Origin of the sequence: Stenotrophomonas sp. ASS1 (genome assembly GCF_004346925.1) — a bacterium.
GTDB classification, from domain to species: Bacteria; Pseudomonadota; Gammaproteobacteria; order Xanthomonadales; family Xanthomonadaceae; genus Stenotrophomonas; species Stenotrophomonas maltophilia_A.
On record NZ_CP031167.1, the window covers coordinates 2,417,702 to 2,439,977 of the forward strand.

Annotated in this window: 21 protein-coding genes; 8 read left to right on the top strand and 13 right to left on the bottom strand. The window is 67.7% G+C overall.

The features are described from left to right. The first annotated feature begins 42 nt into the window (after positions 1–42). Positions 43–924 (top strand): AraC family transcriptional regulator, encoded by an 882-nt coding sequence (locus MG068_RS11340; protein WP_132810220.1) that lies wholly within the window; start codon positions 43–45, stop codon positions 922–924. Positions 925–1,040: 116 nt separating this feature from the next. Here the strand turns inward: MG068_RS11340 and MG068_RS11345 are convergent, their stop codons facing one another. The 8 genes from MG068_RS11345 to MG068_RS11380 all read right to left on the bottom strand — a co-directional run bounded on the left by MG068_RS11345 (position 1,041) and on the right by MG068_RS11380 (position 7,662). Beyond that, the gene (locus MG068_RS11345; RefSeq protein ID WP_049422177.1) at positions 1,041–1,598 is read right to left on the bottom strand and encodes a TetR/AcrR family transcriptional regulator; all 558 of its coding nucleotides are present in this window, start codon (positions 1,596–1,598) and stop codon (positions 1,041–1,043) included. A 4-nt stretch (positions 1,599–1,602) separates the two neighbouring features. Next, positions 1,603–3,135, bottom strand: coding sequence for an MFS transporter (locus tag MG068_RS11350; protein ID WP_132810221.1), 1,533 nt, complete (start codon positions 3,133–3,135; stop codon positions 1,603–1,605). Between the two features lie 151 nt (positions 3,136–3,286). Continuing rightward, complete coding sequence (locus MG068_RS11355) at positions 3,287–4,015, bottom strand: hypothetical protein (RefSeq protein WP_132811139.1); 729 nt, start codon at positions 4,013–4,015, stop codon at positions 3,287–3,289. A gap of 17 nt (positions 4,016–4,032) precedes the next feature. Then, a complete protein-coding gene (locus MG068_RS11360; RefSeq protein ID WP_071227994.1) occupies positions 4,033–4,647 on the bottom strand; it encodes a DUF3299 domain-containing protein in 615 nt (204 codons plus the stop codon). Next, entirely contained in the window at positions 4,637–5,188 is a 552-nt protein-coding gene (locus MG068_RS11365; protein WP_132810222.1) for a DUF3299 domain-containing protein, read from the bottom strand. The genes MG068_RS11360 and MG068_RS11365 overlap by 11 nt, the downstream gene beginning before the upstream one ends. A 2-nt stretch (positions 5,189–5,190) precedes the next feature. Beyond that, positions 5,191–6,444, bottom strand: a complete 1,254-nt coding sequence (locus tag MG068_RS11370) for an ABC transporter permease (protein ID WP_049399730.1) — start codon at positions 6,442–6,444, stop codon at positions 5,191–5,193. After that, complete coding sequence (locus MG068_RS11375) at positions 6,437–7,132, bottom strand: ATP-binding cassette domain-containing protein (protein ID WP_132810223.1); 696 nt, start codon at positions 7,130–7,132, stop codon at positions 6,437–6,439. Before MG068_RS11375 ends, MG068_RS11370 begins: the two co-directional genes overlap by 8 nt. Beyond that, a complete protein-coding gene (locus MG068_RS11380; RefSeq protein ID WP_132810224.1) occupies positions 7,129–7,662 on the bottom strand; it encodes a ZrgA family zinc uptake protein in 534 nt (177 codons plus the stop codon). Before MG068_RS11380 ends, MG068_RS11375 begins: the two co-directional genes overlap by 4 nt. 32 nt (positions 7,663–7,694) lie before the next feature. Here MG068_RS11380 and MG068_RS11385 point away from each other — a divergent pair, with 32 nt between their 5' ends. Continuing rightward, the gene (locus MG068_RS11385) at positions 7,695–8,171 is read left to right on the top strand and encodes a MerC domain-containing protein (RefSeq protein WP_125893594.1); all 477 of its coding nucleotides are present in this window, start codon (positions 7,695–7,697) and stop codon (positions 8,169–8,171) included. 26 nt (positions 8,172–8,197) lie between these two features. Here the strand turns inward: MG068_RS11385 and MG068_RS11390 are convergent, their stop codons facing one another. Further along, entirely contained in the window at positions 8,198–10,330 is a 2,133-nt protein-coding gene (locus tag MG068_RS11390) for a TonB-dependent receptor (RefSeq protein WP_132810225.1), read from the bottom strand. A gap of 186 nt (positions 10,331–10,516) precedes the next feature. On the opposite strand from MG068_RS11390, the gene MG068_RS11395 reads away from it, so the two are divergent. From MG068_RS11395 to MG068_RS11415, 5 genes are all read left to right on the top strand, one after another. Next, entirely contained in the window at positions 10,517–11,371 is an 855-nt protein-coding gene (locus MG068_RS11395; protein WP_132810226.1) for a helix-turn-helix domain-containing protein, read from the top strand. 110 nt (positions 11,372–11,481) lie between these two features. After that, positions 11,482–11,859, top strand: coding sequence for a copper homeostasis periplasmic binding protein CopC (copC, locus tag MG068_RS11400; protein WP_049399735.1), 378 nt, complete (start codon positions 11,482–11,484; stop codon positions 11,857–11,859). A gap of 10 nt (positions 11,860–11,869) precedes the next feature. After that, positions 11,870–12,754: a copper homeostasis membrane protein CopD gene (gene copD / locus MG068_RS11405; protein ID WP_132810227.1), complete on the top strand. Its 885-nt coding sequence runs from the start codon at positions 11,870–11,872 to the stop codon at positions 12,752–12,754. Positions 12,755–12,799: 45 nt separating this feature from the next. Then, entirely contained in the window at positions 12,800–13,498 is a 699-nt protein-coding gene (locus MG068_RS11410; protein WP_132810228.1) for a heavy metal response regulator transcription factor, read from the top strand. Further along, positions 13,495–14,862: a heavy metal sensor histidine kinase gene (locus tag MG068_RS11415; protein ID WP_132810229.1), complete on the top strand. Its 1,368-nt coding sequence runs from the start codon at positions 13,495–13,497 to the stop codon at positions 14,860–14,862. Before MG068_RS11410 ends, MG068_RS11415 begins: the two co-directional genes overlap by 4 nt. 65 nt (positions 14,863–14,927) lie before the next feature. Here the strand turns inward: MG068_RS11415 and MG068_RS11420 are convergent, their stop codons facing one another. Then, on the bottom strand, positions 14,928–15,821 hold the full coding sequence (locus MG068_RS11420; RefSeq protein ID WP_132810230.1) for a LysR family transcriptional regulator: 894 nt from the start codon (positions 15,819–15,821) through the stop codon (positions 14,928–14,930). 106 nt (positions 15,822–15,927) lie between these two features. Here MG068_RS11420 and MG068_RS11425 point away from each other — a divergent pair, with 106 nt between their 5' ends. After that, complete coding sequence (locus MG068_RS11425) at positions 15,928–16,671, top strand: SDR family oxidoreductase (protein ID WP_132810231.1); 744 nt, start codon at positions 15,928–15,930, stop codon at positions 16,669–16,671. A gap of 113 nt (positions 16,672–16,784) precedes the next feature. Here the strand turns inward: MG068_RS11425 and MG068_RS11430 are convergent, their stop codons facing one another. From MG068_RS11430 to MG068_RS11440, 3 genes are read right to left on the bottom strand one after another with little or no spacing between them, the layout of a single operon-like run. Next, a complete protein-coding gene (locus MG068_RS11430; protein WP_132810232.1) occupies positions 16,785–19,862 on the bottom strand; it encodes an efflux RND transporter permease subunit in 3,078 nt (1,025 codons plus the stop codon). After that, complete coding sequence (locus MG068_RS11435; protein WP_071227980.1) at positions 19,859–21,031, bottom strand: efflux RND transporter periplasmic adaptor subunit; 1,173 nt, start codon at positions 21,029–21,031, stop codon at positions 19,859–19,861. The genes MG068_RS11430 and MG068_RS11435 overlap by 4 nt, the downstream gene beginning before the upstream one ends. Next, positions 21,028–22,275: a TolC family protein gene (locus tag MG068_RS11440; protein ID WP_132810233.1), complete on the bottom strand. Its 1,248-nt coding sequence runs from the start codon at positions 22,273–22,275 to the stop codon at positions 21,028–21,030. Before MG068_RS11440 ends, MG068_RS11435 begins: the two co-directional genes overlap by 4 nt. Position 22,276: the final 1 nt, after the last annotated feature.

Below are 22,276 nucleotides of genomic sequence, written 5' to 3' on the forward strand. Positions count from 1 at the left end.
ACTTATTGACCGTAATAAGCCACACATGTTGTCCATTCGTCCATGCGCATACCCACCGACACCTCCGCACCCGACCGCCTGTCCTCCCTTCTGGAACGCTTCCGCGTGCAGGCCGCGCTGTTCCACAGCGGCCCGCTGTGTGGACGGCAGGTGTTCGAGCCGCAACCCGGGCGCGCGTTCCTGCACATCCTGCGCCAGGGTGAGATGGAGGTCCGCCATCCCGATGGCGATACCGCGCTGCCTCGGTTGAAGATCGACACCCCGAGCCTGCTGCTGTACCCGCAGCCACTGCACCACGTGTTCTTCAATGCGCCGCTGGATGGCCCCGACTTCACCTGCGCCACACTCGACTTCGATGGCGGCGCGCGCAATCCCATCGTGCAGTCGCTACCACCGGTTATGGTGGTGCCACTGGCCGCGATCGACGAGCTGGACGACACCCTGCATCTGCTGTTCACCGAGGCCGACCGCCAACGCTGCGGTTCGCGGCTGCTGACCAACCGGCTGTTCGAGGTGGCGTTGATCCAGATCCTGCGCTGGGTGGTCGATCATCCCGATGCGGCCGGGGTCAGCCATGGGTTGATGCGCGGGCTGTCCGACGCGCGGCTGGCACGCACGCTGGTGGCGATGCACCAGGCGCCGCAGGCCGAATGGACGCTGCCGCGCATGGCGTCGACCGCCGGCATGTCGCGTAGCGCGTTCGCAGCCGTGTTCAAGGAGGTGATGCAGGCGACGCCGGCAAGCTATCTGCTCGACTGGCGGCTGAGCCTGGCCTGCGCGCAGCTGCGGGCAGGTGTGGCGGTCAAGCAGGTGGCGATCGAAGTCGGGTTTGCCGACACCGCGTCGTTGTCGAAGGCGTTCCGCAAGCGATTGGGGGCCTCGCCCAGGGCGTGGTTGGCGGCGACTGCAGCACAGGCTGGGTAAATGGAGAGGGGTAGAGTCGACCGCTGGTCGACTATCGCGCGCAGCGCGGGATTTTCGTGAGCAGCCGACCAGCGGTCGGCTCTACCAGGAGCGGCGTCCCCGCGTCGGCCGACGGCTCAGCTGGACGTTCCATCAGACTTCGCCAGCAGCCCGGCGATCCGCTCCGCCACCTGGGCGCGCACGCTTTCATCCAGCTGCCCTTCGTACATCGCCTCGTAGATCCACAGGCCATCGGCGGCCAGCCGCGCCACGAAGTTGTCGAGTGCGGCCGGGTCATTCTGCCCGGCCGACGGCGGCAGCGGCGCCCAGCGCCGCACTGCCGGGCCCCACGGGCGCTCGTCGGCGTCCGGGTCGGCCGATTCAAGCATGAACATCAGTTCGGCACGGGTGGCGCTCTGCGCCGAGACGCGCACGAAGGTCTGGTAGCGCTCCAGCGCAGATGCTTCCTCCGCACGCTTGCCCAGCAGCGTTTCCATCGACGTCTCCCAGGCCTGCACCAGGTGCTCGTCGATGCCGCGCAGCAGCGCCTCGCGCGACGGGAAGTGGTACAGCAGGCCGCCGCGGGTCAGCTTGGCCTCGGCGGCCACCGACTCGAAAGTCACCGCGCGCACGCCGTCACGATTGATCACGTTGACGGCGGCGTCGAGGATGCGGTCGCGCTTGCTGGTTCTCATCGCGTCATTTTACGCGATCGGCCGCACCCTCGCGGCCACCGACGCGCCCCCGCAGCAGGCGCGCGATGATCGCCGCGCCCACTGCCAGCACCACCGTGATCACCAGCAGCACGATCTGGTAGCCACGGTCATACGCGACCGTGGCCAGTGCGAACCACTCGCCCTGCCCGCTTTCGCGTGCCGCGTGCAGCGCCTGGGTGAAGCCTTCGCGGGCAAGCTCGGGCATGTCGGCCGAGGCCGGCAGGAAGGCGCCGTACATTGCCGCACTCAGGCTGCCCAGCATCGCCACCGCCAGCAGGCCACCGAATTCGTAGGACACCTCTTCCACCGACGAGGCCATGCCCGCGCGGTGTGCCGGCACATTGTTGAGGATGGCAGTGGACGCCACCGAGATGGCCGAGCCCATGCCGAAACCAGTGATCGCCATGCCAGCCACCACCCAGCCAAGGCCGTGCGGGAAGCCGAACGCCACCACGCCGACACCCAGAGCACCTGCGGCCAGGCCGCCGCAGATCAGCGGGCGGAGGCCCACGCGGTGCAGAATGCTGCCACCCAGCAGTGCACTCGGCAGGCTGCCCAGCGCCGCCACCGATACCAGCAGGCCTGCCTGCAGCGGTGTGAAGCACGCCACCAGCTGGAAACGCTGGGTGGTAACCAGCTGCAGGCCAGCCATCGCAAACAGGGTGAATACCGCCGACAGCGTGCCGGCCAGGAACGCCGGATTGCGGAAGATCGCGAAGTCCAGCAACGGGTACGGCAACTGCTGCTGGCGACGTGCGAACGCCGCGCCGCTGATGACGGCCAGCAGCAGCGCACCGGCACCCAGCGCATACGACGGCGGTGTAGCGATCAGCGACTTGATCGCCAGCACCAGGCCGGACAGCGCCGCCAATGCCAGCAACGAAGACACCAGGTCCCACGGCCGCGAGGTATCTCGCTGGCCTTCCGGTGCCAGCAGCAGGGTTGCAACGAAGGCCACCACCACCACCGGCACGTTGATCAGGAACACCGAGCCCCACCAGAAGTGCTGCAGCAGCCAGCCGCCGATGATCGGACCCAGTCCCGCACCGACGATGGCCACCGAACCCCAGATGGCGATGGCAATGTTGCGCTCGCGCTCTTCGTGGAAGCTCAGGCCGATCAGCGCCAGCGTGGCCGGCATCATTGCCGCTGCACCGACCGCCAGGAACGCACGGGCGGCGATCAGCTGTGCGGCGCTGTCGGCGAAGGCCGCCGCCAGCGAGGCGGTGCCGAACACCACCAGGCCGATCAGGAACATGCGGCGATGACCGATGCGGTCACCGAGCGTGCCAGCGCCCAGCAGCAGGCCGGCCATCACCAGCGGATAGGCGTTGATGATCCACAGTGCCTGGCCGGCACTGGCCGAGAGTTCCTCGGTCAGGGTGGGCAGTGCGGTGTAGAGCACGGAGTTGTCGAGCGTAACCAGCAGCAGGCCGGCGGCGACGGTGAACAACAGCGCCCAGCGACGGGCACGCGACAGGGCCGGAGCACCGGCCAGGGGCTGGGACAAAGCCATGGGAGAACCTGGTGGGATGGAGTACAGCCATAACTATACCGGATGTCCTGTATAGTTATGATCTTCGGAATCCACCAGTTCAGGGTCTGTAGGGGCGAGTCTGCTTGGCTGAACCGCCAGCCAGGCATGGCCTGGCTCTACTGGTAAACGCTTATCGGCAGTCTTCCGGCAGCGCGGCAATCGCCGACACCACCGCACCCTGCATGCCCTGCCCCACGGCCATGTCCAGTTCCCCGCCCGTTCCCCCATGCTGGCGCCGCAGTTCGTCCTCGCACAGCCCACGCACCCGCGCACGCGCATTGGCGCGCAGGCTGCTGCATCGCCAATCGGTGCCACCCAGCGGCAACACCGAATACACCACGCTGTTGCAGGCGTTACCGGCCCGCTGCTGCAGCGACAGGCCGCCGAAATCCCGCGGCTCGCTGCTGCGCTGCGGGTCGAAATAGCTGTCCGGGAAGGTGCGCGCGTACTGCTCGATGTCCACGGCCATGCTGCGCCCACCGGCCAACGGCATCTGCAGCGGCTGGCCACACGGCGTCGCATCGGCCCGGTGCTGGATGTACTGGTAGATCGGCCGGTCCAGCGATGGATCCTGCTGGGTCACCGCACTGACCGCCGCCAGCACCGGCAGCGATGCACGATTGGCCATGCGCGCCAGCAGCCCCGTCTGTGCCGGCTGGCAGCGGTCGCGCAACGTTGCCGCAAGCAGGAACAGCACGTCGTTGCGAAAAGCGTGGTCTTCGCCGAGGCGTTGTTCGATGCGCTGGCTGGCATCGGTCGCAGGTGCCGGGAAGGCGATCGCCGGTGGCTCGGTCATGTCGACGCGCAGGTGCCACCACACCAGCAACACCACGCTGGTGACCAACACGCCCGCAACGATGATCCAACGCGTGCGCTTCAATTGTGGATCGCCGTCAGTGTCGCCGCCGCCGCGTCGTAGGACGCGCTGGCGATATCCGCATCGAAGCGCTTCACCTGCAGGCGGCCGGCAAGCCGGTACGGGTCCCACAGGTCTCCCAGTGCGATCGGCGTGGCCAGGGTCACATGGATGATCTGGTTCGGTGGCGGTGGCGGCACATGGATGCAGGCCCCGTAGAACGGCACGAACAACAGTTCCTCAACCAGTCCCGCGTCGTTGGTGCCCAGCGGCACCACGTAGCCATCCAGATCCACCGCGCGACCGTCGACAGCGTCGACCACGCGCGAAGAGCCGAACTGCTTGGCGCGATCCGGGCTGGAATGGTCGATCTCCTGCCCCGGTGGCGTGCCCGAGCCGGTGTCATCGATCAGCCCGCCCACCCCGTCCATGCCATTGCGTGACAGGCCGATCTGCGGCGGCGGACGCTGGTAGGTCACTTCGTCGGGCCGCAGTGCATCCCAGCGGTCGATGGGCGCCTCGGTCGTGGCCGGCTGTGCCGGTGCTGCGGCGCCGGTGGTGGCTCCCCCACCCGCCTGCGTACACCCCAACAGGCCCAGGCAGCAGGTCAGTCCGATCAGGACGCTACGGTTCATACGGCCTCAGCTGTGCGTCACGCATGGTGTAGGCGGAGCCGGCCAGATCATCGTCCAGCCGTTCGGCGCGCAGGGTACCGGCCAGGAAGAACGGCGAATACATGTCCGGCATCTCGATCGGGTGCGGCAGCACCACGTGCACGATCTGGTTCGGCGGTGGCGGCGGCACATGGATGCAGGCGCCGTAGTACGGCACGAACAGGAATTCGGTCAGCCGCCCGTCCTGCGCGTTGGCCAGCGGCACCACGTAACCCGGCAAGCGCACCGGCCGCTGCAATACGGTGTCCACGGTGCGGAACGTACCGAACTGCGGCATGCGCCGGTTGCCGTTGTGCTCGACCTCCGGGCCCTCGCCACGCTCCAGCGCCGCCAGTTCTTCCTTCGGCATCATCTGCAACCAGTCCAGTTCCTGTTCCTCGGCAGCTGCCGGGGCATCGCGATCGACCACCGGCGACGGTGTCAGCGCCTGCACGCCGGTATCGACCGGGCGTTCGCAGGCGCTCAGCACCAGCAAGATTGGCAACAGCGGCAACCAGCGCATGCTCAGCCCCCGGGTGACAGGCCATCGGCCAGCGTGCGCCGATAGGCCAGCAGCGCCGGTACCAGGCCGGCCACCGCGCTGATCGCCAGCACACCTGCGACCCACGCCAGTTCGCGGCCATCCGGCCAGATGTGGGTGATCGACAGGCCAAAGTTGGCCAGCGCCCAGCCACGCCCCGCCAGGCTGGCCACCACCAGTGCGGCCAGTGCGAGCACGCAGGCAAGCGCGCTGGTCGCCACCGCCTCCACCACCAGCAGGCTGGCGATATAGCCAGGGCGTGCACCGATGGCACGCAGCACCGCCATCTCGCGCCGGCGCTCCTGCAGGGTCGAGACCAGCAGCGCCACCAGCGAGACCATGCCCAGCAGCACCACCATCGCACTGATCAGCTGCAGTGCCCGCTCGGCGGTGCCCAGTGATTGCCACAGCTGCTGCAGGGTCACGCCGGGCAGGATCGCCAGCATCGCCTCGTCCGGATACTCGTTGATCCTGCGCTGTACCGAGAACGTGGCGATACGCGAGTTCAGGCCGAGCATGAAGGCGGTGATGCTGGTCGGGGTCAGGTCCAGATGGCGCGCCTGCTCGGCGCTGACACTCTGGCTGCGCAGCTGCACGCCGGAGCGCCAGTCGACGTGGATCGCCTCGATGGCCGGCAGCGAGACCAGCACCGAGGAATCGACCGGCGTGCCGGTGCGCTGCAGGATGCCGGCCACGCGGAACGGTTTGTCGGCGTGCGTGGCCAGCGTGACTGCGCCGGTGCCGTGCGCCAGCACGATCTCATCGCCGATGCCGACCTTCTGCGCGTGCGCCACCTCTGCGCCGATCACGGCGTCGTACAGATCGTCGAACGGCCGCCCATGTGCAAACGCCAGCGCATGTCCCGCGCCGTAGCGATAGTGCTCGAAGTAGCCGCCACTGGTGCCGACCACCCGGTAGCCGCGCCACGAATCGCCCAGCGACAGTGGCACCGCCCACTTCACCTGCGGCAGCGAGGACAGCTCCTGGTAGGACTGCCAGGACACGTTGTTGGTCGGGTCGCCGATATGGAACACCGAATACAGCAGCAGGTTCACCGGCCCGGAGCGGGCACCGACGATCAGGTCAGTGCCTGAGACGGTGCTGGCGAAACCTTCATGCGCCTGCGTGCGCACGCGCTCAACACCGAGCAACAGCACCACGCTGAGGGTGATCACCAGCACGGTGAGGCTGACGCTCAATGCGCGGCTGCGCAGGCTGGCCCAGGCAAGTTCAAGCATGGGTGCCACCTGCGTGATTGATCTGCGACAACGCGATGGTGCGGTCGAACAAGGGCTGCAGGCTGTCGTCATGGCTGACCACCAGCACCGTGGTGCCGGCTGCCTGGCATTGCACGGACATCAACTGCAGGAACGCGGTCGCGGCCTCGCGATCCAGTGCCGAGGTTGGCTCGTCGGCCAACAGCACCGCCGGCCGGCCGATCAGCGCACGTGCGGCCGCCACGCGTTGTTGCTGGCCAACACTGAGCGTACCCGCGCGCCGCTGCATCAGCTCGGGATTGAGCTGCAGGGCCTGCAGCAGGCGGGCGATCTCGGCATCCAGCGGCCCACTGATGCGCGCGCTGCGCAGGCGCGAAAAGCGCAGGCCCAGCGCGATGTTGTCGCGCACGCTGAGGAACGGCAGCAGGTTGAACTGCTGGAAGATCACGCCCAGGTAATCGGCACGGAAGCGATCACGCGCAGCACCCCGCATCATCTGCAGCGCGTGACCTGCTACTTCGACGCGCCCCCTGCCGGGCAGCAGGACGCCGGCCAGCAGGCCGAGCAAGGTGCTCTTGCCGCCACCGCTCACTCCACGCAACAGAACGCTGCTGCCCTGCTCTATCAGCAGCTGCGGGATGTCCAGCACCAGGCGTGTTGCGTAGCCGAACTGCACATCCTCCAGGGCGATCACCGCTGGCGTGCTCACGGCGCCAGCACCACGCGCAGATTGTCCGGGGTCAGCACACTGCGGTTCTGGCCACTTGCGGTTGCGCTGTTGACGATGACTTCGTGCAACCCGGGGAACAGCACCGGCAGGCGCACGACCAGGGCGCGCAGTGCACTCGGATTCGTGCAGCGATACTGCAGGTTGGCACTGAAACCGGCGTGGCGATGCTGCCCGGCCGCTGGCACAGCGGCGGTCGCAGCGAAGCCTTCGGCACTGGCGTCACTGCTGGCCAGGCGGCAGTTGGCGGCGGTGGGCAGGGTCACCCAGCTGCCGCTCTTCAGCAATGCGGTGGCGCGCGACAGTGCCGCCTGCTCGGTCGCATTGGCGGGCGGTCGCTCGAAATCAAGAATGCCGATACCCGGCGCCTGCAGGGCGAACTCCAGCGTTCCCTGGTCGAGTGCGAGATCAACAGTGGCCTGGCCGTGCACGTGTGGCGCGTGCTGGCGGACGTCGTGTGCCTGGGCCGCGTTGGCAGCCAGCAGTAGGAAAAGAGCAGCAGGAAGCTTCATGGGGGAGACTCCAATTGTTACTATGTAACATAATGGACCACATCCCCCCGACCCCCGCAAGGGCCCTGGCCCAGCCGCCAACTTCGGCACGCTGGCATCCCCGTTTCGATCTGGCCGGTGCCTGGCTGTCACTGGCCTGCGCCGCCCATTGCATCGCCCTGCCCCTGCTGCTGGCCTTCGTACCGGCGGCAATGATGGCGCTGCGCTCGTTCCAGCACCCCGGCCACGGCGTGATGACGCTGCTGTTGATGATGTCGCGCTGGGAATGGTTGTTCGCATTGATGGCCTCGACGTTGGCGCTGGCCAGTACCACGGCCGGGCTGCACCGGCATGGGCGCTGGCTGCCGGTGCGGCTGGCCGTGGTTGGCGCGATCCTGCTGGTGTCAGCCTCGCTGTACCTGCCATTGAAGGAATCGCTGCTCTGGCATGGCGTGGCCACCGCCTGCGGTGGCGTGCTGCTGGCATGCGCGCACATCGGCAACCGGCGGGCATTGCACGGCCACAGGTAGCGTTCCGAAGATGCCGGCCCGCCTCCTCAGAAGCGGTACCCCACTTCCGCGCCGAAGATCCGCGGGCTGTCGACCGGGCCGTAGTAGTTTCCGTCGCGCCCGAAGGCCAGGTTGTCGAAGATCAGGCCATTGATGCGGCGCTTGTTGGTCAGGTTCTGCACGAACACCCGCGCGCTCCACGGCCCTGTCTCATAGCCCAGCTGCGCACCAAGTACGGCCACCGCGGGCTGGAACGCGCGGTTACGTTCATCCAGTGCACTGGAGCCGGTGAACTGCGAGTCCAGCCGTGCATGGATGCCCGAGTCGAACTGATAGCGCGCCGCCAGATAGCCAGTGTAGTGAGGGGTCAGCTTGACCCGCTTGCCATCCAGGTTCTGGTCCACGCTGACCCACAGCTTGGTGTACTTCGCATCGACGTAGCCCACATTCGCCATCAGGGTGAAACCCGGCAGCACTTCAAACACGCCCTCCAGCTCGGCACCGCGCGAACGGATCGAGGCATCCGAGCCCACGTAGTCCGACGAGATCGGGCGGCCGTTGGCATCGGTGGCCACCTGGATCTCCTGCCAGTTGTCCGAGGTGATGTGGAACAGCGCGCCGCCGATGTGGCCACGACCGCCGGCCAGGTTCATCTTGAAGCCCAGCTCATGGCTCCACATGCGTTCGGACTCGTAGCGCAGCACCTTGTCGTTGACCACATCGCTCTGCGCCGCAGCCAGATTGAAGCCACCCGGAATGTAGCCCTTGGCCGAGGCCGCGTAGAACGACAGGTCGTCAGTGGCGTCGTAGCGCAGCGACAGCCGCGGCAGCGTGGCCGAGAAGATATGCGCCAGCGCTGCATCGCGGTACAGCACGCGGCCACCGGCGCCCAGGTCCAGCGCACCGGCACGCTGTTCGGTGGAGCGCCGTGCCTGCTCATGGCGCAGGCCGGCGCTGGCCGTCAGCTTCGGCAACGCCGGGAAGGTGTAGCTGGCGGTGGCGAAGACGCTGTAGTCCTCGCCCTTGGAGGTCTGCCGCGGCGCCAGGTTGTAGCTGTCCAACCCATGCAGCGCCGGTCCGACGAAAGTGCCCAGGATCGAATCCTTGCTGTTGCGGTAGGTCGACACACCGGCCATCCAGGTCAGCGCCTGGTCGCTGGGCGAGCTGAAGCGCGCCTCGGCCGTCCATTCCTTCTTCCTGTCGTAGATGCGGCCGGCCAATGCCGGGCTGTTGGTCATGTCGAAGTCGTAGCCGGCCGAGGTCACCTCCTCGTCCCGCCAGGAAGCGGCCACGTCCAGCGTGCCGGCCTGCAGCTGCCATTGCGCACTGAGGCCCGCCACCGTTTCGTCCTTTTCGGTGCGCTTGGGGGCATCGTTGATGTAGGTGAAGTCTCCGGCACGGCGGCCGCCATTGAGCGATGTGCCGTAGGTGCGGTTATAGAGGCCGGTATCCAGCGGCAGGTATTCATACTCGAACATGCCCGGCGCGCGGGTGCGCAGGTGGTAGGCCAGCGCGTTCACCGAAACGTAATCGCTCGGCTGCCAGCGCAGCTTGCCCTGCAGGTAGCCTTCGCCGACCTTGCCGCGCGCACCGGAAGGCGTGAGGTTCTTCAGGTAGGCGTCCTCATCGGAGCCCATGAACGCCACCGAGCCGGACAGGCTGCCCGTCTTGTTCAGCGGCCCTGCCAGGAAGCCATCGAGAGCGGTGCCATTGCCGTTGCCGAACCAGGTGCTGCGCACATTGATCTCGCCCTCGCGTGCATCAGCCGGGCCGCGTGTGCGCACCAGTACCAGGCCGGATTCGCTGTTGGCGCCGTACAGCGTGCCCTGCGGGCCGCGCAGCACCTCCACCGACTCGACCTGGTTGAGCACGGCATTGCTCAGCTCGCGGAACGGAATGCCATCGATGTAGACCGAGGCACGATTGACCAGGAATGGATTGGACTCGATGCCGCGGATCGAGATGAACATGTTGCTGAGCTGGCCCATCGCATTGAACTTGACGTTCGGCGCGAGCTTGTCGAGGTCCCGGAACTCGGTGACGCCGGCTTCTTTCAGCGCCTGCCGATCGAGCACCGTCACCGACAGATCGCTCTTCAGGTAAGGGGTATCGCGCTTGGAACCGGTGACGCGGACACCGTCGAGCGTGGCAGGGTCGGCCTGCTGGGCGAGCACGGGCATTGCAGGAATGAGCAGGGATGCCGCGACGAGCGCGGCGGCGGGCGTGGACGACTTCAACGGGGAACCTCGGCGAATGGAGTGGCGGACGCGCGAGCGGCGGCAGTGCGGGCAAGAGTGTTATCCTGTAACATTCACGCGACGCCGCCACTCCATTTCCGGCAGTGCCGCTCCATTCCCGGATCCGTGATGCCCGCCCTCGCCGACCAGCTGCTGCAGGAAACCGGCCCGCAGGCCCCTGCGGCCTACGCCAGCGATGACGGTGCGGTGGTGCTGCTGCGCCATCGCTTCGATGCCAGCGAAGGTGAGATGGGACATCCGCAGCAACTGCGCCTGGGCATGGCCGTGGGCGGCGGCGGTCGGCTGCAGCAGCGCACCCTCAGCGGTCTTCTGCAGGCGCCGTGGCGGCCCGGCCAGTTCAATCTGGTGCTGCCGGGAGACACCGGCACCTATGCCAGCCCCGCGGTCGATCTGCTCGGCATCGCCATCGATACCCACCTGCATCCGCAGGATCCGCAGCAGTTGCAACAGCTGCAGCCGCTGGCGGCGCGGCTGCACCACGACCCGGTGATTACTTCGGTGCTGCAGGCGCTGTGGTGCAGCGCGCAGGCTGATGTTTGCCTGCCCGGCTTCCTCGAGCATGGCGCGCAGGTGCTGCTGCACCGCCTGGGTCAGCTTGCCGGTCAGCCGCGCCAGGCGCGTGGCACGGTGTCCCCACTGTCGGCCCGACGGTTGCGACAACTGGAGGCCTACATCGACGCGCAACACGGCCAGGCGCTGACCGTTCCACAGCTGGCCGCTGCAGTGCAGATGGAGGCCGCGACGTTCGGCCGCGCGCTGCGTGCGGCCACTGGCCTGCCGCCCTATGCGTTCCTGACCGAGCACCGCATGCAGCGGGCGCGCGCCGAACTCGCGCAGGGCCGGCGTGTCACCGAGGTTGCGCTGGCCAGCGGATATGCCAATCCCAGCAAGTTCAGCGCGGCGTTCCGGCGTGTGGTCGGTTGTTCGCCGTCAGCATGGATCGCGCAGTCACGGGCCCGGTAGTGCCGGCCGCTGGCCGGCCGCCAACATTACAAACTGGTAATGTCCAGGTCAGGGCCTCGAAAGGCGGTGGACGTCACCCTGCAGGCCACTTCCTCATCGGTGATCCGCATATGACCCGCTCCCTGTTCCGCGTCGCCCCGCTCGCCCTGCTGCTGTCCGGCCTTTCGGCCGCGCCGCTGGCGCTGGCCCATCCCAGCCTGGTGCGTTCGACGCCAGCGGCCGATGCCACCGTGGCCCCGGCCAGCCAGATCGAGCTGCAGTTCAGTGAGAAGGTGATGCCGCGTGCCACCCGCATCGAACTGAGCATGGACCACGGCCGCATGAAGATGGCGATGCCAACCACGGCGCAGGAGATCTCCGAGGACGGCCACACCCTGCGCGCGCGCTTTGCCAAGCCGCTGCCCGCCGGCAGTTACGCGCTGCAGTGGCGCGCGGTCGGCCAGGACAGCCATCCGATCACCGGCACCTACCGCTTCACCGTGAAGTAAGGCCATCGCTGTGGCCGAGCTTTCGCCATACGCGCTGCGGCTGGCGCTGTATCTGGCCCTGATGCTGCTGTTCGGGCGGATGCTGTTCGTCCGCCCCGGACTGCCGCGCAGCGTCTCGCTGGCCCTCGTTCTGGTGGCACTGGTGCTGGTCGGCATCGATGCGGTCACCCGATTGTCCGGCGTGCTTGGCATATCACCGGTCGACATCGATGGCGAGACAGCGCGCTGGTTTCTTACCGGTACGCCGGTGGGCGAGGCGGGACTGCTGCGCATCCTGGCCCTGCTGGCAATGCTGCCGCTGCTGGCAGTCAATCGCCCGGTACAGGGCCTGCGCCGCCCCGCACTGCTGGCACTCTCGACGGTGACCCTGGCCAGCCTCGCCTGGAACGGCCACGCCGCTGCTGGCGATGGGGTCGCTGGCCGGCTGCGTCTTGCTGCCGGCATCGTGCACCTGCTGGCGGCCGGTGCCTGGATCGGTGCGATCGCCGCCATCGTACAGTTGGCACTGCGGCGGCAAGGGCCGAGCCTGCGCGAGCGCACCCACGAACTATGGCAGGCCGCGCACGGCTTCGCCCTGCCCGGCACGATCATCGTCGCCCTGCTGGCGATGACCGGCACCTATACCTATGTCGATCTCGGCGGTTCCATACAGACCCTGACCGGCGCCGCGCATGGACGCTGGCTGCTGCTCAAGCTGGCACTGGTGGGTGGCATGCTGGGCCTGGCCGCGCTGCATCGCTGGCGGCTGGTGCCGGCGCTGGCGGTCTCCATCCGGGGTGGCTGGCAGCCCAGGCCACTGCGTTCGCTCCGCCACAGTCTGGCCTGCGAATCGGTACTGGCCGTGCTGGTGCTGGCCTGTGTCGCGATTCTCGGCACGCTGGATCCGCTGGCATGAGACTGCGCAGCCAGCCCACGCCCAAGCTGCGATGATGGGCGCACCATGAAACTGCTGATCGTCGAAGACGAACCCAAGACCGGCAACTACCTGCGCCAGGGCCTGATCGAGGCCGGCTACGTGGTCGACCTCGCCTCCAACGGCGTCGACGGGCTGCACCTGGCCGGTAGCGGCGAGTACCAGCTGGTCATTCTCGATGTGATGCTGCCCGGTCTGGATGGCTGGAATGTGCTGTCGCGGCTGCGTGGAGCCGGCTGGCCGCTGCCGGTGCTGTTCCTGACCGCGCGCAGCAGCATCGCCGACCGCGTGCAGGGCCTGGAGCTGGGCGCCGACGACTACCTGGCCAAGCCCTTCGCATTCGCCGAGCTGCTGGCGCGCGTGCGCACCCTGCTGCGCCGCGGCCAGGCGGTGCCGCAGGTTGAACGCATCGTCATTGCCGACCTGGTGGTGGATACCCTGCGCCGCCGGGTGGAACGCGGCGGCCAGCGCATCTCCCTCAGCCAGAAGGAGTACACCCTGCTGGAGCTGCTGGCGCGCCGCCGTGGCGAAGTACTGCCGCGCTCGCTGATCGCCTCGCAGGTATGGGACATGAACTTCGACAGCGACACCAATGTGATCGACGTGGCGATCCGACGCCTGCGCGCGAAGATAGACGATGACTTCGACGCCAAGCTGATCGTCACCGTGCGCGGCATGGGCTACGTGCTCGAAGCACCAGACGACGGCGCTGTGAGCAACGGATGAGCCTGCGCCGTTCCATCGCGGTGCGGCTGACGCTGCTGTTCGCCATCGTGGCCACGCTGGTGCTGGCCGCATTGGGCGTGGCCATCTATGTCAGCGCCCGCCATGACCTTGTTGCCCAGGACTTCATCGAACTGGAGAACAAGGTTGCGTTGATCCGCGATATTGCTGGCAATGGGCCCGCCGCCGCACGCGGCCCGCGGTTGGCAGAGGCGCTCAGCCATCATCCCGATATCGCCTTCCACATCGTCAATGGCCACGGAGCCGTGCTGTTCTCGACCGCACCTGCACTGCTGCGCGAGCACGCACGCAGCCAGCCCATCGATACCACCCCGCGTCGGCACGACTGGATTCTCGATGATGGTCGCTGCATGCATGCCCTGCACCTGCGGCAGACCCTGGCCGACGGCAGCCAGCTGGTCACCCTGCTGGCCATCGATGACGACCGCCATGCCGATTTCCTGCAGCGCTTCCGCCATCTTCTGGCGATCGCCATCATCGGCGCCGCGGTGGCCAGCAGCCTGCTCGGCGGCTATGTGGTGCGACGCACGCTGCGACCGCTGCGCACGCTGGCCGATGAAGCCCGGCAGATCACCGCCGGTCGATTGCAGCGCCGTCTGAGCGCGCGCACGGCACCGGCCGAACTGGAACAGCTGGCACAGACGCTCAACGGCATGCTGGCACGATTGCAGCAGGACTTCGCACGCCTGACCGAATTCTCCGGTGATCTGGCCCACGAGTTGCGCACGCCGATCACCAACATGCTGACCCAGGTACAGGTGGTGCTGGCCCACCCACGCAGCAACGAGGCCTATCGCGAGACGCTGGCGTCCTGTGCCGAGGAGCTGCAGCAGCTGGCGCAGACCGTAGGCGACCTGCTGTACCTGGCGCAGGCCGAAGCGCCGGGCGCACTGCCCTCGCGTGAGCCGGTGGCGCTGGATGCGGTGGTGGATTCGCTGCTGGAGTTCTATGACCTGCTGGCCGAGGACCGGCACTTGACCCTGCGCCGCGACGGCGTGGCGAGCGTGGAAGGCAACCGTCTGATGCTGCACCGGGCGATCGCCAATCTGCTGTCGAATGCGTTGAAGCACGCAGCCGTGGGCAGCGAGGTGCGGGTGCAGCTGGTCGAGGGCGATGGCGTGTGCAGGGTCAGCGTGCACAATCTCGGCCCGCCGATTGCCGAAGCAGCACTGCCGCGCCTGTTCGATCGCTTCTATCGCGGCGAGCGTGGCCGCCACGAAGGTGCCGGACTGGGCCTGGCGATCACCCGTGCGATTGCACAGGCGCATGGCGGAACGGTAAGCGTGACCTCCGATGAAACCGGCACCGTGTTCGAGCTGGTGCTGCCAAGCGCATCAGCCCGGTAGTGCCGGCCGCTGGCCGGCAACCTTGGCACATCAAGCGTGTTGCAGTTGCCGGCCAGCGGCCGGCACTACCTCATCTGATCGAACACCCCGGCTACCCAGTCGATGAACACCCGCAGCCGCGGCGATGGCGTGCGGTTGCGCGGGTAGACCAGGCTCAACGGGCTCGGTGTCGGCGGTGTGTCCGGCAGCAGCTCGACCAGTTGCCCGCGCGCAATGTACGGATCCATCCGGTAGCGCGGCGCCTGGATGATGCCCAGCCCTGCCAGCGCGGCACCGAGGAAGGCATCCGCACCGGAAACACGCACCCGGGCCGGCAGTGGAACGTAACGCACCTGCGCACCCTGCTGGAATTCCAGCGGAATCAGCTGGCCGGTGGCACTGGAGCGGTAGCCGACCATCTGGTGGCCTTGCTCCAGCGATTCGATGGTCTCGGGCACGCCGTGCACCTGCGCGTAGCCTGGCGAAGCCACAGTGACCTCGCGCAGCAGCGTCAACCGCCGCGCCGCCAGATCGCTGTCGGCCAGGGTACCGACACGCAGCGCCGCATCCACGCCCTCGCGCAACAGATCGACGTAGCGGTCCCCTTCGCTGACCTCCAGTTCGATCTCCGGATAGCGCTGCAGGAACTCCGGCAGGTGCGGAAACAGCAGGTGCCGGCCCAGCGTGCCGTGTACCTCGATGCGCAGCGGACCGCGTGGCGGCACGTCACGGAACGCGGCTTCAGCGTCGTCCATGTCGGCGATCAGGCGCAGGCAACGGCCATAGAAGGCCTCGCCCTCCAGGGTGGGCACCACCAGCCGGGTGGTCCGGTGCAACAGGCGCACGCCCAGCCGATGCTCCAGTGCCTTGATCGCGTCGGTCACCGTGGCCCGCGGCAGGCCCAGGTCCTCGGAGGCACGGGTGAAGCTGCGGCGCTCGACGATACGGACGAAGGCACGCATGGCCGTGAATCGGTCCATTGTTCGGCAATCCGGATTATGTTGGCGAATTATGCATGATTATCCGAACTGATGAGATGGCGAAGATGGCACTGCGCCAGTCCGGCGCGCCCTGCTGGAACCAACCATGCCCACCTCCTCCGCCCGCCGCATCGCCCTGGTCACCGGTGGTTCCCGTGGCATCGGCGCGGCCATTTCGCGCCGCCTGGCCGCCGACGGCCATGCCGTGGCGATCAACTACGCCGGCCGCCGCGATGACGCCGAAGCACTGGCCGCCGAACTCACGGCCACTGGCGCACACGCCGTCGCGCTGCAGGCCGATGTGGCGGACCCGCAGGCGGTGCGCCAGCTGTTCGACGCCATCGAGGCGCGCTTCGGCGGTATCGACGTAGTGGTGAACAGCGCCGGCGTGCTGCAGCTGGCGCCGCTGGCCGACAGCGACGACGCGCTGTTCGAACGGGTCATCGGCATCAACCTGAAGGGTGCCTTCAACATGCTGCGCGAGAGCGCGCGGCGGGTGCGCGACGGCGGCCGCCTGATCAGCCTGTCCACCAGCGTGGTCGGCATCAGGCTGGAGAACTACAGCGTGTACGCGGCCAGCAAGGCGGCGGTGGAAACGATGGCAGCGATCCTCAGCAAGGAGCTGCGTGGGCGCAACATCACCGTGAACACAGTAGCTCCCGGCCCGACCGCCACCGACCTGTTCCTGGAGGGCAAGTCACCGGAACTGATCGAGCGGTTGGCGAAGATGAATCCCCTGGAACGGTTGGGTACGCCGGAGGACATCGCCGGTGCGGTGGCCTTCCTGGCCGGTGCCGATGGCGGGTGGATCAACGGCCAGGTGCTGCGCGCCAATGGCGGGATGGTGTAGGTAGTCGCCCACCTTGGTGGGCGCGTCGCCGCGTGCCCACCAAGGTGGACACCTACCGGGCCATGCCTGGCGGCCGGGTCGCATCCACGCATGGCGTGGATCTACGGTGCCGATCAGCCGGCGCGGGCCTCGCGACGCCGGTGCACCCAGTAGTACAGCGTGGGCAGTACCAGCAGGGTCAGCAGCATCGCTGACAGCAGGCCGCCGATCACCACCACCGCCAGCGGCTTCTGGGTCTCGGCACCGATCGCATGCGAGGTCGCCATCGGCAGCAGGCCGAACATCGCCAGCAGTGCGGTCATCAGCACCGTGCGCAGGCGCTGCAGCGAGCCCTGCACCACCGACTGCAGCAGGTCCATGCCCTGCTCGCGCAGCTGGGCGAAGCGACTGAGCATCACCACACCGTTCAGTACCGCCTGCCCGAACAACGCAATGAATCCGATCGCCGCCGACACCGACAGCGGAATACCGGTCAGCCACAGGGCCAGGATGCCGCCGATCATCGCGAGGGGCACGTTGGCCAGGATCAGCGCAGCGCTGCTGATGTCCTTGAAGGCATCGAACAGCAGTACGAAGATGATCAGCACCGACAGCGGAATCACCCAGCCGAGCCGCTTCATGGCACGCTGCTGGTTCTCGAACTCGCCGGACCACTCCAGCCGGTAGCCTTCCGGCAGCTGCACGCTGGCGTCCACGCGCTTGCGCATGTCGGCCACCACGCTGCCCATGTCGCGCCCGGCGATGAAGATGCTCACCGCCTTCACCCGCTGTGCGTTCTCGCGCGAGATGTTGATCGCGCCGCTGGCCATTCGGAAGTCGGCCACGTCGGACAGCGTCACGGCGTGGCCATCGCCGATGCCCACCGGCACCGTGCGCAGCCGCTGCAGGTCACGATCGGCATCGTCCAGGCGCAGGGTGATCGGGAACCTGCGGTCGCCCTCCCACAGCTCGCCGACCTGGCGCCCGCCCAGCGCGGTCTCGATCACTTCGTCGATGTCACGCACGTTCAGGCCATAGCGTGCTGCACGGTCGCGATCGATCTCGATCTGCAGCTGCGGCAACGAACCATCGCGGTCGATGAAGGCGCTCTCCACGCCCTCCACCCCGCGCACCTGGCCCAGGATGGCCTGGGCGTGCTGGTTGAGCACGTCCAGATCCGAGCCACTGACCTTGATCACCACCTGGCCCTTGATCTGCGAGATGCTCTCCAGGATGTTGTCGCGCACCGGCTGCGAGATCGAGAACTCCGGCCCCGGAATGCGTTGCTCCAGGGTGCGCTGCAGGTCGCTGACCAGCTGCCGCTTGTCCACCCCCTTCGGCCATTCCTTCTCCGGCTTCAACGCCACCAGCGCCTCGATCTGGTTGGCGCCCTTGGCATCCGAGCCGTCTTCCGGGCGCCCCAGCTTGGCCACCACCGTCGACACCTGCGGGAAGGTGCCGACCAGCTCACGGATGCGCCGCGACTGCTGCTGTGCTTCGGCCAGGCTGCTGCTGGGGTCAAGCGTGGCGGTCAGCCAGATCGAACCCTCGTCCAGCTCGGGCAGAAACTCCGAGCCCAGGCGGGTACCCAGTGCCAACGTACCCACCAGCAATGCGACCGCGGTCAGCACCACCGCACGCGGGCGGGCCAACGCACGCTCCAGGATCGGCCGGTACCAGCCGGTCAGGCGGTCCATCAGCGGATTGCCATCGCGCATGCGGTCCCGTCGCAGCCACCAGTAGCAGAACAGCGGCACCACGGTCAGCGCCAGGATCAACGCGCCAATCAGCGCGGAGGTCACCGAGTACGCCATCGGCGCGAACATGCGGCCTTCCTGGCGCTGCAGGGTGAAGATCGGGATGTGCGCGGCGATGATGATCAGCATCGAGAAGAACGTTGGGCGGCCCACTTCCGATGCGGCCGAAAGAATGGTCGAGAAGCGCGTCTTCCGGTCGGCCGTAGGTGGCAGCTTCGACAATCGCGAGACGATGTGCTCGGTGACGATCACTGCGCCATCGATGATGATGCCGAAGTCCATCGCACCCAAGGACAGCAGGTTGGCCGGCACGCCCCACAGGTGCAGGCCAAGGAAGGTCGACAACAGCGCCAGCGGCATCATTGCCGCCACGATCAGTGCGGCGCGGGCGTTGTACAGGAACAGCCACAGCACCAGGAACACCAGCACCGCACCTTCCAGCAGGTTGCGGAAGACGGTCTTCAGCGTGGTCGACACCAGCCACGAGCGGTCGTAGAACGGCTCGATGCTGACCCCGGCCGGCAGCTGGTTCGCTTCGATCTCGGCGATGCGCGCATGCAGGGCGTCCAGCACGTCGGACGGATTCTCGCCCTTGCGCATCAGCACCATGCCGAACACAGCATCGTCATTGTCGTCCTGGCCGACCAGACCCTGCCGTGGCAGGCCGGTGTCGGCGACCCCGGCGAGGTCGCGCACCAGGATCGGCGTACCGCCGCGCTGCGCCACCACCACCTTGCCGATGTCACCCGGCGAACGCATCAGGCCCACGCCGCGGATCAGGAACTGCTGCTGGCCGCGCTCCACGTAGCCGCCGCCGGCATTGGAGCTGCCCTTCTCCAGCGCCTCGGCGAATTCACCGAGGCTGATCCCGCGGTCACGCAGCTTGTCCAGGTCCGGCTTGACCTGGAAGGTGCGCGCGAACCCGCCGAAGCTGATCACATCGGCCACGCCCGGCACGGTGCGCAGGCTGCGCTCCATCGTCCATTCCTGCACCGTGCGCAGCTGGGTCGGCGTCATGTGCGGGCCCTTGAGCACGTAGCGGTAGATCTCGCCCACCGCCGAACTCATCGCCTCCAGCTCCGGGGTCACGCCCTCCGGCAGCTCCACGCCCTGCAGGCGTTCAAGCACCTGCTGCCGCGCGAAATAGTCGTCGGCCTTATCGTCGAAGGTCAGGATGATCATCGACAGGCCGAACTGGGTATGCGAGAACACCCGCACCGAATGCGGAATGCCGGACAAGGCCACTTCCAGCGGCATCGTCACTTCGCGCTCCACCTCTTCGGCGGCACGTCCCGGGTGCAGCGACACCACCGTCACCTGGGTGTCGGACACATCCGGGAAGGCTTCCACCGGCAGCACGCGGAACGCGGCAATGCCGGCGCCGATGAACAACAGCAACGCCAGCATCACCATCAGCGGCTGGCGCAGGCAATAGGCAATCAGGCGATCGATCATGGCGCGGCGTGCCCGCTACCGGTGCTGGCGGCGGCCGGTGCGCTGTCGACCAACTGCTGCAGCAGCAGGCCCCCTTCGACCACCACCCGGCTGCCGGCGGCGAGGCCGTCACGTACCCACAGCCGGCCGTCACCCAGCTCCTCGGCGTGCACGGCGTGGCGCACGAAGCGGCCCTTGCCCTCTTCCACGAACACCACCTGCGTGCCGTCGATCAGCAGCACCGCGGCATCGGGCAATGAGACACCGCCCTCGGCCGGCAACGCCACCTGGGCGCGCACATACTGTCCCGCCTTGAAGCCGCGTGCGCGATTGTCCAGCTCGGCGCGTGCCTGCACCACGCGGCGTTCGCTGTCGACGAAGTCATCCACGTGCTGCAGGGTCGCCTGAAGTGACTGTCCATCGGCGCCGGGCACGCTCACCTGCATGCCGGCCTTCAAGCGTCCGGCCAGGCTTTCGGGAATGTCCAGCAACAGCCACAGGCGGTCCGGGTCGCCGATCATTGCCAACGGCTGATCGCTGTCGGGGCTGACCGACATGCCCGGGCTCATCCGCCGCTCCACCAGCACGCCATCGATGGGAGCGCGCAGCGGCAGGCGCTGGTCGACGCGCTGGCCGTTGCCATAGGCCTTGGCGAAGGCGGCCGCGCGTGCATGATCAGCCTGACTGCCAGCGAAGTTTGCCTCGGCCTCGTCCAGTTCACGACCCGACGCCACTCCCGCCGCATGCAGTTCGCGGGTACGGTCCAGCTCCTTGCGTGCCTGCTGCAGCTCGGCGCGACCACGGGCACCTTCAGCCTGAGCCTGGCCGAACTCGGGCGAGGTGATCCAGGCGATGACCTGGCCGGCTTTCACCTTCTGCCCCGGCTGTGCCTCGATGCGCGCTACCTGCCCCGGCAGCGGCGTGTGCAGTGCGCTGGAGCGCGTCTCATCCCAGACCACCCGGCCCGGCAGCTGCAGGCTGGCGCTGGCGCCGGCACTCACTGTCTCGCTGCGCAGCACGTCCAGCTGGCGGCTGTCGGAAGGAAACTGAATCTGGCCGGCACTGACCCGAGGTGCGTCCTCAAGATAGGAAGCTGGCTCTCGACCACAGCCGCCCAGCAGGATCAGCGCCAGCAAGACGGGCAGCACGGCGTATCGCGCCTGCGGGCGATAGGCGACGGTGGACTTCATCGGGATTCTCCTTCGGCAACGGATGTGGCGGCTTCCCAGCGCGCCAGTGCAATGGCATGGTCGATGCGCGCCTCGATCAGTGCGGCCTCGAAGTCGCGCCAGCTGCGGCGCGCATCCAGCAGATCGGTCAGATTGGCGGCACCGCGCCGGTACGCCAGTTCGATGCCCTGCACCGCCTTGCGTGCGGCGTCGGACTGCAGTCCCTCATAGTCGCTGCGGCGCTGTGCGGCGGACTGCGCGCTGGTCTGCAGCTGGTCCAGCTCGGCGCGTGCTTCGCGCTGCAGCACCTGCAGCTCCAGCGCGGCGCTGTCACGGTCGGCCTCGGCACGCTGGATCGCGCCGCGCGCGCGCGACGGCCCCCCCAGCGGAATGGTCAACGACACGCCCCAGGTAACACCGCTGATGTCGGTCGGCTCTCGTTCGGCCTCCACGCCCAGCTGGATATCGCGATGGCGCTCGCTGCGCGCCAGGGCCACGCCTGCGTCGGCCGCGACCAGGCGCGAACGCGCGGCACGCAGGTCGGCGCGCTGCTGCGGGTCGAACGCGCGTACATCGGCCACACTGCTGGCATCCGGCCAGGGGTCATCAGCACTGAGGCCGCGGCTGTCATCGCTGCCCAGCAGCATCCCCAGCACATTCCGCGCGTCACGCAGATCCAGTGCTGCCTCGCGCGCCGCATCCGCCACAGCCAGGTCGTCCACCGCCAGGCGCGCGCGATCCACCGGTGCCATCGCCCCTGTCGCAACCTGCTTATCCGCCGCCGCCATCTGCTCGGCCGAACTCTGCCGGTTGGCGTCGGCAATCTGCGCCCGCTCCTGCGCGCCCTTCAGGCCGAAATAGGCTTCATGCAGTGCCACCTGTTGTCGGCGACGGGTATCGAGCATCTCCAGCCCTGCGACTTCCAGCAGCGCGTCGGCCTGGCGGATGCGCAACGCACGCTTGCCACCACGTTCCCAGGTCCAGCCCAGGCCCACGGTGCTGTCCACGCGCTTGTCCTGCCAGCGCCCCGGGCCGATGCCATGCTTGGGGCTGACCTTGCTGGTACCGAGCGACAGCTCGGTGGCCGGGCGCAATGCCGCCGTCTGCGCATCGCCCTGCACACCGCGCAGCTCCAGTGCCGCCGCACGCAGGTCAGGGTTGTGTGCGTCCATTGCGCGCTGCGCGTCCTGCAGGGACAGCGCCGAAGCCACAGGCGCGCACAATAGGGCGGCAAGCAAGGCCGCAAGACGAGGGGAGAAATTCATG